Consider the following 12,218-nt stretch of genomic DNA (forward strand, 5'->3'; position numbering starts at 1 on the left):
GCATGAACGAGAGGGTGGCCTTTCGCCTGAACGGGCAAAGTGTGAGCGTGCCCAGTGCGGGCGGGCAAAGCCTGCTCGACCTCTTGCGCAACACCCTGCAGCTCAAAGCCACGCGCATGGGCTGCGGACAAGGCCAGTGCGGCGCGTGCCGCGTCATGCTGGACGGGCACGCGGTGGCCGCATGCGAAACACCCCTGTGGGCCATCGAAGGCAAAACCGTGACCACCGTGGAAGGTCTGGGCAGTCGCGCTGCGCCACACGCCTTGCAAACGGCCTTCATCGAAGAACAAGCCATGCAGTGCGGCTTTTGCACCAGCGGCATTTTGATGTCTGCCGCTGCCCTGTTGCAGCGCCAACCTCACCCAACCCGCCAGGACATTGTGCAAGCCATCGACGGTCATTTGTGCCGCTGCGGTGCGCACAATCGGGTGGTGCGGGCGATTGAAAAAGCCGCAGCCCGGCTGGCCGGACCATGACGCCGGAACCGCTCAAGTCCCACCCGCTGCTGCGCCAATGGCTGGCCGTGTTGACAGACGGGCAGGTGCAAGCCTTCACGGGCAAGGTCGATTTGGGCCAAGGCATTTCGCATGCGCTGCGCCTGATCGTGGCCGAAGAATTGCGTCTGTCGGCAGCGCTGGTTCACATGGTGCCCGCCAGCACGCACTTGAGCCCTGACGAAGCCGTGACCTCGGGCAGTTTGTCGGTGCAGCACTCGGGCGCGGCCTTGCGCTGCGCCGCCGCCCATCTGCGCGAAAGCTGCCGACTCGGCATGGCCCGGCGCGCAGGTGTCGCGCTGCAAGACGTGCGTTGTGCAAACGGTCTGTTCATGGCCGCTGGGCGCAGCGCCAGCTACCTGGAACTGGCCCCCGCTGACGGGTGGGACCAGCCCATTGATACGGCACAGGTGCAGTCAGCCCATGCGCGGCAAGACCTGGTTGGCCCCCCAACTGCCGCCACCCCGGTGCGGCCCGATGTCGCCGCCAAGGTGTTTGGCGAGTTCGAGTTCATCCAAGACCGCGTCCTGCCCGGCATGTGCCACGGCCTGGTGTTCCGCCCAGGCACCTTGACGGCAGAGGTGATCGACAGCGACATGCTCGCCTTGCAAAGCACACTGCACTCCACCACCGGGGTCATTCAAGTCGTGCGCAACGGCCTGTTGCTGGGCGTGCTGACCGAGAGCGAACATGTGTTGGGCCAGATCGCCCAGAAGATCGAAGACGAGGTCGCGCAAGGCCGACTCTGGCGCTGCCAGGCCGAGGTGCCTGATCTGCAGGACTTGCCAAACTGGCTGAAAGCGCAGCCGCTGGACACCACCGTCATCGTTGACACCGCTTCAGAACCCATGGGGTCGAGCGACTTGCAACACCTGAGCGCCGAATTCCACCGACCCTTTTTACAACACGCCTCGATAGGCCTGTGCTGCGCACTGGCACAGTGGTCGCCAGGCGAGCGGCTCGAAGTCTGGAGCCACAGCCAAGGCATTTACAACCTGCGACGGGACCTGGCGCTGGCTTTTGGGAGGCCTGCCGAACACGTGCAGGTCTCGCATGTGGAGGGCGCAGGCTGCTACGGCCACAACGGTGCCGACGATGTGGCTTGGGATGCCGCCTGGCTGGCACAACAAGTGCCCGGCAGACCCGTGCGGGTGCAGTGGACACGCCAGGCCGAGCTGGGCCACGCGCCTTTGGCTCCCGCCATGGCGGTGCGCGTTCAAGCAGCTTTGGGCGCCAACGGGCAATTGGTCGAATGGACCCAAACCGTTTGGGGCCAGGGCCACGGCACACGACCTGGCCGGGGCACAACACCCGCGCTGTTGGGGGCCTGGCAAACCGCAGACCCCTCACCCGTGACCCTGGCCGTCAATGCCGCGATGGCGGTCGGTGGCGGGTCTGAGCGCAACGCGCAACCGCCTTACGACATCGCATCGGTCCAAGTGCTCAACCACCGCGTGCTGAACATGCCCTTTCGCGTCTCGGCCATGCGGGCTTTGGGTGCCCCTGTGAACGTGCTGGCGGCCGAATCGGTCATGGACGAATGGGCACATCGGCTGTCGCAAGACCCCCTGGCATTTCGGCTGGCACACCTGCGCGGTCCGGCCCACGCGCGCGCCGTGGCGGTGCTGCAAAAAGTCGCGGACATGGCGGCCTGGTCAGCCCCTCGCCCCACAGACCAGCCTGAAGGCTGGGGGCGGGGATTGGCCTATGCGCGTTATAAAAACACGGGGGCGTTCTGCGCGGTGGTGGTCGAGCTGGTGGTTGCCGAAAAAGTGCGGCTGCACAAACTCTGGATCGCCGCTGACTTGGGGCATGTGGTGGATGCCGAGGGCGCCGCCAATCAGCTCGAAGGCGGGGCCTTGCAAGCGGCCAGTTGGGCGCTGTGCGAAGCGGCCGAACTGAGCCCGCAGGGCGTCACCTCCGACGACTGGAGCCGCTACCCGATTTTGAAATTCAGCGACATGCCCGATGTGCGGGTGCACCTGATGCACACACCCGACCAGCCCTCGCTGGGGGCAGGGGAGTGCAGCTCAGGCCCGACCTGCGCAGCCCTGGCCAACGCCATCTTTGATGCCATCGGCGTGCGGGTGCGCAGCATGCCCCTCACCCCCGACAACCTGATGCGTGCCATTGACCACAATGAAGCGCTCACCCCTTCCATTTTTTAAGCAACCCGAAAGCACAACATGCATGTATTGAGTGGCGGCGCAGCCGCAGCCGTGGTCCAAGGCGTTCAGGCCCAATTCGAACAATCTACCGGCAGCCGCATCGAGGGCACCTTCAGCGCGGTGGGCATGATGCGCGACAAACTGGTGGGGGGTGCCCCCTGCGATGTGGTCATCTTGACGAAGCCCCTGATCGAACAACTGATCGCTTCTGGGCATGTGGTGCCCGGCAGTGCACGGTCGCTGGGCCTGGTCAAAACGGGCGTGGCCGTGCGCAGCGGCACACCGCACCCGCCCGTGCGCACCCGCGCTGAATTGCACGCGGCCATGAGCGCTGCCAAGGGCATTTACTTTCCGGACCCGGACAAAGCCACAGCCGGTATCCATTTCATGAGCGTGCTCAAGGCCTTGGGGCTGGATGAAAGCCTGCGCAGCCAATTTCGCGTCTTCCCGAACGGTGCCACAGCCATGGGCGAAATGGCCAAAAGCACGGAAAGCGGCTTGATCGGCTGCACGCAAGTCACCGAAATCAACTACACCGAAGGGGTGGATCTGGTCGCCGCATTGCCCACCGAATTCGAGCTGAGCACCGACTACACGCTGGGCATTTGCACCCGGGCCCAAAACCCGCAACATGCTCAGCTCTTGGCCGACCTGCTCAGTGGTTCCGCATCCGAAGCGGTGCGCAGACAAGGCGGCTTTGAGTTCTGAGGCCACCCGGGTTTTGGCAGGGCTTCAGGTGTTGGCGCGTTTTTTGAGCCAGCGCATCAGCCCGCCCAGCACCGGCAGTTTTTCGTACAACTCTTCAGCCGCGTCCCAGTAATCGCGGTGCACCGTCACCAGGCCCTGCTCGTTGAACACCACATGGCTGGCACCGCGCACGGCTTGCAGTGTGGTGGTGTCAAAGCGCTTGAAGCGAAAGCGGAATTCCCAGGTCAGGAAGGCCTGGGTGCCGTCCACCAACTGGCCGGTCACGACAAAGTGCGGCTGCTCCAGCGCCACGTACATGTGGCGGAAAATCTTTTCGATTTCGGGCAGGCCCTGCACCTCGTTGAAAGGGTCCTTGAAACGGGCTTGCGCGTCATAAATCGTGTGCAGCTGCGCCACGCTTTGCGGCGACAGGGTTTCAAAAAACGTGGCCAGGTTGTCGGTGGCTTGTCGGGTGTTCATGTGTCGCTTTCCATTCAGGCTCAAAGCCCCGTGAACTTGCGCACCAGCGGGAAGTACAGGCGGTAGGGCAGCAAGCGCAGCAGTTTCAGCCACAGCGTGAAGCGCTTGGGGAAATGGATGTCGAACTGGCCATTGGCCCAGCCCTTGAGCATCTCGCGGGCGGCTTCTTCGGGGCTGATCAGGGCGGGCATGGTGAACTGGTTTTGCGCCGTGAGCGGCGTGGCCACAAAACCGGGGTTGACCACGCTCACGCCAATGCCCTGATCCTGCAAGTCCATGTACAGGGTCTCGGCCAAGTGGGTAAGCGCCGCCTTGGTCGGGCCATAGGCCAGGCCATTGGGCAGGCCGCGCCAACCGGCCACGCTGCTGAGCAGGCTGATGTGCCCGCTGCGCTGAGCGAGCATGCCCGGCAGCACCGCGTTGATGACCTGCAAAGCGCCCTGGTAGTTGACCTTGTCGTGCTGCAGCAAATCGTCGATGTCCATGGCCGTGGCGCGTTGGGCGCGGTAGTAACCCGCCGCATAAACCACCATGTCGAGCGGGCCTTCGGCCAGCAGGGCACGGGTCGTGGCCTGCACCTGGGCCCCATCGCTCACGTCGAGCGCGCGCCACTTCACGCCCACGTCTTTCGCGGCCCAGTCCAACACGCCTTGAGGGTTGCGGGCCGAGACCACCACCTGTGCGCCAGCCGCGCGAAGCGCTTGCGCGCAAGCCAGGCCAATGCCGGTGGAGGCACCGACCAGCCAGACCCGGCGGCCCTGCCAATCGGTGATGGGGGTGTTCAGCTGCAGCCAGCTGCGGGCGAGCGTCTGCGGGGCGGGTGTCGCAGTTTGTGGGCCCACTTTGGGCATGGCCATGTCGGCCGTTTCAGTGGCCAGTGCAGCCGCGCCAGAGGAATGGGGGTTCATGCGCATCAACCCGGCTTGGCCGCCAAAGGCGTGCGGCGTGTGAACGACAAAGTGACTTCGCCCAGCTTCACACCCCATTTGCTCATGGTGGCTTTGTTGAGCATGACGCGGTCGTCCATCAGGTACATCCAGTCGTCAAAATCGACGTTCCAAACCCGGCCATCGACCGGCAAAGCCATGGTGTAGCCCCAGCGGAATGCGTTGCCACTGACCTGGCCCGTGGCCTCGCCCACCACGTCGTCGGCGCGGCCGGTGTAGCTGCCGTTCGGCCCGGCCTTGAGCTTCCAGATGCGGCGCTGCTTTGTGCCGTCCGAGTACACAAAGGCCTCGTCCAGCACGCCTTCGTCCCCGTTCCAGCTGCAGTCCATGACCACGGTGAAACGTTTGACCACCTGGCCACTGCGGTCGGTAAATACGCCCCAAGCGTCGATGGTGCCGGTGAAGTAAGTGCGCAAATCCAGCAGCGGTTTTTCTTGTGCGTACTGTTGCACCTGCGGCCCGGCGCAGCTGGCCACAAAGGGCGTGGCAGCGACCATGGACAAAGCGCCCAAGCGGGTCAGGGCGGTGCGGCGGTGGATCGAGGCGTCGTTTGGGCGCATGGTGGGCTCCAGTTGTCGGGTGTCAAGGCGGCATCACGCCTAAGGGTGAGCCGAAGGATGGGCTGTATCGGGCCCCGAGATCAAATCGGGCCGACGCATCAGACCCGCATACAAAGCCAGTCCGGCCAAAAGCTTGAGGACGCAAGGCAACAGGCCATAAGCCAGGCCCAACGCCAGCACGGCATCGGCGCCCTGCTGGCCAGGGGCATAACCCCACAGACCCAGCAGCGGCAGCGACAGCCCAGCGGCCAAAGCCAGATTGAGTTTGGTGGCCAGATTCCACCAGCCCATGAACGCGCCGTCTGTGCGGCCCCGCTCGCCGCAGCGGTCAATCAGCTGGTTGAGCAGGGCACCAGGCACGGTAAGGTCTGCGCCCAGCGCCATGCCCGACAAGGCGCACACGACCAAAAAGCCCGTTGTATCGCCCGCGCCCAGCGTGACCACGCTGACAAAAGCCAGCACCGACAAGGCCATGCCGGTGGCCCAGGTGCGCAGCAAGCCGATGCGGTCGATCACCTGGAGCCACAGCGGAAACGACAGCGCCCCGGCGGCGAAATACAAACCCAGAAACAAGGGCTCCATGGCCTTGGGCGCTTGGAGCAGGTCTTGCACAAAAAACAGCACCAGCGTGGCGGGCACGGCGCTGGCCAGGCCGTTGAGCATGAAGACCATCAACAAGCGGCGAAAGCCCGCGTGCTGCCACGGCTGCCAAAGGCTGCCCACCGCATGACCGGAGTCGACCGGGACGGTCGATGCCAAAGCGCTGCGCGCCACCCGCTGCCAAAAGAACAAGCCCAGCCCCAGCATGATCACCAGCAAGGCCGTGGTCGGCCCCCAGCCCCACAGCGCAGGCAAGGCAGACGCCAGCAACACCCCCACCAAGGCAAAGCCCTCACGCCAGGCGACCCAGCGGCTTTGCGCGATGCCGCCGCCGCCTTGGCGCGCCGCCCAGGCCTGGTGCAAGATGCCCAGCCCGCTGTAGGCCAGGTGGCTGAGCGTGAGTGCAGCACCCACCCACAGCAGCAAACCCGAGGGCGACAAAGCTGTTGCGGGTGGAAAAAACAAAGCCGCAAAACCCAGCGCCACGGCCAGCGCCAACAACACCGCCGCCAACCACACGGCCTGCCACGAGTGGCGGTACAGCTTGTCGCCCCAACGGCCGAGCCATGGGTCCACCACCGCATCCACGCTGCGGCTGAGCAAGAGCACCGCGCCCAAAGCGGCCAACGTCACGCCGTATTGCTGGGCGTACAAATTGGGCAAATGCACATAGACCGGCAAGGCCACAAAGGCCAATGGCAAGCCCAACAAACCATAAGCAGCCGATGAAGCGGCCGAGGCCTGGCGAGGTGTGACAGGCGAGGTCGCCGGGGCTGACAGAGCTGCGCCGCTCATGGCTGCAAGCCTTGCAGCAGCTGGGCGCGCATTTTGGGCTCGGACGTGCGCTCGTCAAGCCAGATGCCAAAAAACAAGCGCGCAAAAGCCGGGTCCTTCACCACACCCACACGTTGGCCGTTGACCCAGAATTCGGCCCCCACGCCCGGCAGGTTGATGCCCGTGATGCGCTCGCCTTGGCGCACATCGGGAAACAGCTCGCGCATGGCGGCCAGCCAGCTTTGCGCCTGCGCATCGCTGAACGCGCCCACGCGCCGCATCTCGTCGATCGAGCGGCTGGCAATGGCCGCGCCTTCGAGTTTGCGCAAATACTGCAACTCCAGCGCAAACGGAAACTGCGTGTAAGAACCGTGCCGAAAACCCACTGGGGTCCACAAACGGGCGTCGTACACCTCAAAACCCCAGACCCGCAAACGCACAGGCGCAGTGGGCACCACGCCGCCCAAGCCGGTCACCTCGGGCCGTGAAAAAGCCGCATTTGGGCTGGTCACCGTGGTGCTTTGCGCCCGCACCTCACCCGCAAGCGCACCCCACAACAGCGCACAGCCCAGCACCTGCAGGCCCCATGGGTGCAGGCGGTGTGCGCAGGTCGGTGTGTGCGTGCGTTTCATGCGCATCAAGCCGGTTTGGCCAAGGTGAACTGGATCACGTCGATGTTGGCCTCGTCAAAAGCCGCTTCGCAATAGGCCAGATAGAACTCCCACAAGCGGATGAAGCGGTCGTCAAACTTCAGGGTCCGCACAGTATGGAGTTGCGCCATGAAGCTTTCGCGCCAACGGCGCAGCGTCTCGGCGTAGTCGGGGCCGAAGTTCAGCTCGTCCACCACCTGCAGTCCGGCCGCTTGCGCTTGTTTGCGGAACTCGCTCGGGCTGGGCAAACAGCCGCCCGGAAAAATGTACTGCTGGATGAAATCGGTGGAGTGCAGGTAGCGCTCAAACAGCGTGTCGTCGATGGTGATGCTCTGGATGCAGGCGCGGCCGCCGGGCTTGAGCATGCGGCTCACGGTCTGGAAATAGGTCGGCCAGTATTCTTGTCCCACCGCCTCGATCATCTCGATCGAGCACACCGCGTCGTAAGGGCCGTCGTGGATGTCGCGGTAGTCCTGCAAGCGCAAATCCGCACGCTGCTGCACGCCGTGCGATTGCATGCGGGCATTGGCAAAGGCCAGCTGCTCGGTGGACAAGGTCACGCCCGTGATGTGCGCACCAAACTCGGTGGTGGCGGCCTCGGCCAATGCGCCCCAGCCGCAGCCGATCTCCAGCACGCGGTCGCCCGACTGGGCATTCACCATGCGCAAGGCGCGGCGCACCTTGGCCTTTTGGGCTTCGGCCATGTCTTTCGTGTGGTCGCCTTCGAACCAGGCCGACGAGTAATTCATCGTGCCGTCCAGCCACAGCTCGTAAAACGCATTGCCCAAGTCGTAATGGGCGTGGATGTTTTTGCGGCTGTTGCTGCGGTTGTTGCGGTTGAGCAGGTGCTTGACGCGGTACAGCAGTCGTCCCAGCCAATGGCCGTAAATAGCGCCCTCGATCTGCGTGCGGTTGGCGATCAAGAGACGCAGCAAACCCGCCAAATCGGGCGTGTCCCAGTCACCCGCCATGTAACCCTCGGCAAAGCCGATGTCGCCCGACTTGAGCACCTCGGCGCAGACCGACCAGCGGTGGATGTGCAGTGCCGCGAATGGGACTTCGTGCGTGCCAAACACCTGGCAGTTGCCATCGGGCGCGTGCAGGGTGAGCGTGCCGATTTTCAGGCGGGCGAGCAGGCCCAGCAAACGTGTGGCGGCCTTGGGCAAGCTGGCGTGCGGGATCTGCGTGGCGGCGCTGGAATCACCCAGGGCAGTGGCAGGGTTGGCGGTCTTCATCGTGGGGGGCATCCGGTGGGGTCCAGTGTTCATCGGGTCACAAAATCGCGGGGCGGCTCGGGCTTGCGCCAAAACGGTACTTTTTTCAGCCACAGCAAGAGCGCGTGCCAGTGGATGCGGGCCACCACGCCAAAGGTCAGCAGCGGAAAGCGCCACATCACGCGGCGCAGCGCGGCTGCCGTTGCAGGTTCCAGCACGCCGCTCCAGCTGGTGTCGATCAAGGGGCCGTCGGCGTCGCCGTGGTCCACACGCGCGACGATGCGGTCTTGGCCCTTGTGCTGGGTGCGCATGAAACGGAAACGGTACTCGCCTTGCACATCGCAAAAGGGCGAGACATGGAACACCTTGTGGGCCAGCATGGTTTGGCCGTATTGCGGCTCGGGCAGCAGGTAGCAGTGGCGCTCGCCAAAGGTGTTGTTGACCTCGGCCACGATGGCGGCCAAGCTGCCATCGGCGCGGTGCGCGTACCAAAAGCTCACGGGCTTGAAGGCATGGCCCAGCACACGGGGGAAAGCTTGCAGCCAGACCTCGCCCGTGGCGTCCTGGATGCCTTCGCGCTGCAGCAATGCATCGAGCCAGGCCAGGGCACCACCCGTTTCGGCCGGGCGGCCATCGCCGTGGTCGGCGTCATGGAAGGCAAACCAGGCGCTGCGGTTGATGGCCAGATCGGTGCGGCACACCCCTGTTTGCACGCTGCGCATGGGCAACATCAAAAACGCGGTGGGGTAGGCGAAGGCGTGGTGCGCCGGGCGGTGGCGCGTGTGGCGCACCTGGCCCCAACCGATGAGCGCGGTGGCAGGCTTCATGCGGCCAGTCTGTCCTGAAAAGGGTGGGCCTGTTCGTGGATGATTTTGAGCAAGGCGCGGCCCACTTGCAGACCCGATTTCAGGCCGTCTTCGTGAAAGCCATAACCCGTCCAGGCCCCGGCATACCAGGTGTGCTGTTGGCCTTGCAACAAGGGCAGGCGCTTTTGCGCCTCGATGGCAGCCAGGTCAAACACCGGGTGGGCGTAGTCGTATTCGCCCACGATGGTGGCCGGATCAATGTCGTGCAAGGGGTTGAGCGAGACCACCACGGGCTGCGCAAACGGGATGCGTTGCAAGCGGTTGAGCAGGTAATGCAGGCACACCCGCGAGGACTCGCGTTCGCTGCTGGCGGCGCGTTCGTAATTCCAAGCGGCCCAGGTTTTGGGGTTGGCGGGCAGCACGCTGGCGTCGGTGTGCAGCACGGCGCGGTTGTCCTGGTAGCGGATGGCCCCGAGCAAGCTGCGCTCGTACTGGCTGGGCTCACGCAGCATGCTCAGCGCCTGGTCGGTGTGCGTGGCGATGACCACTTGGTCAAAGCGCTCGGCATGGCCGTCGGTGATGATGCGCACGCCTTGCGCGTCGCGCTCGATCAAGCGCACGGGGGTGTTCAGGCGTTTGTCGGGTACACCCGCCAAAATCTTCTCGACGTAGTTTCGGGCACCGCCCACCACGCTGAACCACTGCGGGCGGTTGGTCACCTGGATCAAGCCATGGTTGTGGCAAAAACGGATCATGGTCGCCACCGGGAACTGCAGCATCTGGTCGGTTGGGCAACTCCAGATGCAGCCCAGCATGGGCAAGAAGTACCAGTCGCGAAACGGCTCGCTGAACTTGTGGGTGCGCAAAAAGTCTGACAAGGGCTGCTGCAGCTCTTTTTCGCGCTGCTCTTTGGCGATGCGGGTGCACAGGGCGTTGAAGCGCATCACGTCGGCCAGCATGCGCCAAAAGCGTGGGTTGACCAGGTTGCCGCGCTGCGCGAACACGCTGTTCAGGTCGGTGCCGCTCCACTCCAGTGTTTTGCCATTGAGCGCGCCCGGCACCTTGACCGAAAACGACATGTCGGACGGCGCTGTCTCGACTTTCAGCTCGGCAAACAGGTTGATCAGGTTGGGGTAGGTGCGTTCGTTGAACACCAAAAAACCCGTGTCCACGCCGTGCGTGACCGGGCCTTGCGGCGTGGGCAGCGTCACGTCCACCGTGTGGGTGTGACCGCCGAAATAGTCGCCCGCCTCGAACACGGTGATGTCGGCATGGTCTTTCAGGGTGTGGGCCACGGCCAGGCCGGAAATGCCCGAACCCACGATGGCCAGTTTCATGCGCGGCTTGCTTGTCACGCTCATGGCTGGGCTTTCAGGGCTTTGTCGATGGCCGACAACAGGGTCTTGCTTTCGGGTCCGGTCATGCTGCTGAACTGGTCAATGACCTTGCCGTCGCGACCAATCAGGTATTTGTGAAAGTTCCACCGAGGCTTCTGGCCGGTTTGCGCGGTGAGTTGTTTGAACAAGGGGGCCGCGCCTTCGCCCGTGACCTGGGTTTTGGTGAACATTGGAAACTTCACGCCAAAGGTGCTTTCGCAAAAGGCGGCAATGTCCTTGTTGCTGCCTTTTTCCTGGGAAAAGTCATTGGAGGGAAAGCCCAGCACCACCAAACCCTGGTCTTTGTACTGAGTGTTCAGGGCTTCCAAGCCTTTGTACTGGGAGGTGAAACCGCAAAAGCTGGCGGTGTTGACCACCAACACCACTTTGCCCGCGTACTGGCACAGCGATTGGGGCTTTTCGTCCTGCAAACGCTCAACGGTGTGGTTCAGGATGGCGGGGCAAGCCACGGCATTGCCGCCCTTTTGCGGGCTGGCCTGCGCAGCTTCGAGCCCTAAGCCCAGCACGGCAGCCACCAAGGCCAGAAGCAGGCTGGGACCCCATTGTTTTACCCATGAGTGGTTCATTTGCACTTCAAAATTCATTTTGTGACTGATCAGTTTAAACTTGTTTGTCCACATTGTCACGCCAGCCCCTTTTCACCGGAGATGCACATGCCCAAACCCTCGGGTTTTAAAGGGAACAAACAGGATTTGCCGCAAAAACCTTGCGCCGTCTGTGGCCGGGCCATGACCTGGCGCAAAAGTTGGGCCAAAAACTGGGACAGCGTGTTGTACTGCAGCGAGCGCTGCCGGGCCGACAAGGCCAAAACCCCCCGTCCCTGACCCACCCAACCTGAACGCCCACACGAAAGACAAGGCATGACACGTCACCTGATATTGGTTTTGGGCGACCAGCTCGGCTGGGACAACCCGGCCTTGGCCGACTTTGACCCCGCCCAAGACCGGCTCTTGATGATCGAAGCCGACAGCGAAGCCGAAGAAGTCTGGAACCACCAGGCCCGGATCGCGATTTTCTTGTCGGGCATGCGGCATTTTGCCAACGAAGCGCATCACCGCCGCTGGCCCTGCACTTATATGAAGGTGGAAGACACCGAGCTGCCCCCGGACTTTGCCAGCCGCTTGGCCCTGGCCCTGAACAACCACCCACCCCAAGCCCTGGTGGTCATGGAAGCCGGCGCCTGGCGCATGGAACGGCTGATCGAAGACGCCGCAGCGCAGGCCCAGGTGCTGCTGCGTTGGGTGGGCGACACGCATTCCTTGTGCAGCCGCGCCGAATTTGCCAAGTGGGCAGGCGACAAAAAAGAGCTGCGCATGGAGTTCTTTTACCGCGAGATGCGCAAACGGCACGGCATCCTGATGGAAGGCAAAGAGCCGATTGGCGGGCAATGGAATTTTGATGCCGAGAACCGCAAAGGCTTTGGCGCCAAAGGCCCGGGCCC

14 protein-coding genes are annotated in these 12,218 nt (G+C 63.6%); 5 read left to right on the forward strand and 9 right to left on the reverse strand.

Annotated elements, in window-relative coordinates; all coding sequences use genetic code 11:
- Positions 1 to 2 precede the first annotated feature (2 nt).
- From QZ190_RS17140 to QZ190_RS17150, 3 genes are read left to right on the forward strand one after another with little or no spacing between them, the layout of a single operon-like run.
- Entirely contained in the window at positions 3 to 476 is a 474-nt protein-coding gene (locus QZ190_RS17140; protein WP_291918865.1) for a (2Fe-2S)-binding protein, read from the forward strand.
- Positions 473 to 2,662, forward strand: a complete 2,190-nt coding sequence (locus tag QZ190_RS17145; RefSeq protein WP_291918867.1) for a molybdopterin cofactor-binding domain-containing protein — start codon at positions 473 to 475, stop codon at positions 2,660 to 2,662. Before QZ190_RS17140 ends, QZ190_RS17145 begins: the two co-directional genes overlap by 4 nt.
- Positions 2,663 to 2,680: 18 nt before the next feature.
- On the forward strand, positions 2,681 to 3,370 hold the full coding sequence (locus QZ190_RS17150; RefSeq protein WP_291918869.1) for a substrate-binding domain-containing protein: 690 nt from the start codon (positions 2,681 to 2,683) through the stop codon (positions 3,368 to 3,370).
- Positions 3,371 to 3,394: 24 nt separating this feature from the next.
- Here QZ190_RS17150 and QZ190_RS17155 read toward each other — a convergent pair whose 3' ends face one another.
- From QZ190_RS17155 to QZ190_RS17195, 9 genes are all read right to left on the reverse strand, one after another.
- Positions 3,395 to 3,829, reverse strand: coding sequence for a nuclear transport factor 2 family protein (locus QZ190_RS17155; RefSeq protein WP_291918871.1), 435 nt, complete (start codon positions 3,827 to 3,829; stop codon positions 3,395 to 3,397).
- A 20-nt stretch (positions 3,830 to 3,849) separates the two neighbouring features.
- A complete protein-coding gene (locus QZ190_RS17160) occupies positions 3,850 to 4,620 on the reverse strand; it encodes an SDR family oxidoreductase (RefSeq protein WP_291918889.1) in 771 nt (256 codons plus the stop codon).
- Positions 4,621 to 4,742: 122 nt separating this feature from the next.
- Positions 4,743 to 5,336, reverse strand: a complete 594-nt coding sequence (locus QZ190_RS17165) for a DUF3833 domain-containing protein (RefSeq protein ID WP_291918872.1) — start codon at positions 5,334 to 5,336, stop codon at positions 4,743 to 4,745.
- 39 nt (positions 5,337 to 5,375) lie between these two features.
- Positions 5,376 to 6,731, reverse strand: a complete 1,356-nt coding sequence (locus QZ190_RS17170; protein WP_291918874.1) for an MFS transporter — start codon at positions 6,729 to 6,731, stop codon at positions 5,376 to 5,378.
- On the reverse strand, positions 6,728 to 7,342 hold the full coding sequence (locus QZ190_RS17175; protein WP_291918876.1) for a chalcone isomerase family protein: 615 nt from the start codon (positions 7,340 to 7,342) through the stop codon (positions 6,728 to 6,730). The genes QZ190_RS17170 and QZ190_RS17175 overlap by 4 nt, the downstream gene beginning before the upstream one ends.
- 5 nt (positions 7,343 to 7,347) lie before the next feature.
- Entirely contained in the window at positions 7,348 to 8,595 is a 1,248-nt protein-coding gene (locus QZ190_RS17180) for a cyclopropane-fatty-acyl-phospholipid synthase family protein (RefSeq protein WP_291918878.1), read from the reverse strand.
- Between the two features lie 29 nt (positions 8,596 to 8,624).
- Positions 8,625 to 9,401: a DUF1365 domain-containing protein gene (locus QZ190_RS17185; protein WP_291918879.1), complete on the reverse strand. Its 777-nt coding sequence runs from the start codon at positions 9,399 to 9,401 to the stop codon at positions 8,625 to 8,627.
- Entirely contained in the window at positions 9,398 to 10,717 is a 1,320-nt protein-coding gene (locus QZ190_RS17190; protein ID WP_291918892.1) for an FAD-dependent oxidoreductase, read from the reverse strand. Before QZ190_RS17190 ends, QZ190_RS17185 begins: the two co-directional genes overlap by 4 nt.
- A 20-nt stretch (positions 10,718 to 10,737) precedes the next feature.
- Positions 10,738 to 11,343: a glutathione peroxidase gene (locus QZ190_RS17195; protein WP_291918881.1), complete on the reverse strand. Its 606-nt coding sequence runs from the start codon at positions 11,341 to 11,343 to the stop codon at positions 10,738 to 10,740.
- A gap of 87 nt (positions 11,344 to 11,430) precedes the next feature.
- On the opposite strand from QZ190_RS17195, the gene QZ190_RS17200 reads away from it, so the two are divergent.
- The gene (locus tag QZ190_RS17200) at positions 11,431 to 11,601 is read left to right on the forward strand and encodes a DUF2256 domain-containing protein (RefSeq protein ID WP_291918883.1); all 171 of its coding nucleotides are present in this window, start codon (positions 11,431 to 11,433) and stop codon (positions 11,599 to 11,601) included.
- 36 nt (positions 11,602 to 11,637) lie between these two features.
- On the forward strand, positions 11,638 to 12,218 hold a 581-nt coding region (locus tag QZ190_RS17205), incomplete at its 3' end, for a cryptochrome/photolyase family protein (RefSeq protein ID WP_291918885.1).

It is taken from the genome of Limnohabitans sp., assembly GCF_017848645.1.
Taxonomy (GTDB): domain Bacteria; phylum Pseudomonadota; class Gammaproteobacteria; order Burkholderiales; family Burkholderiaceae_C; genus Limnohabitans_A.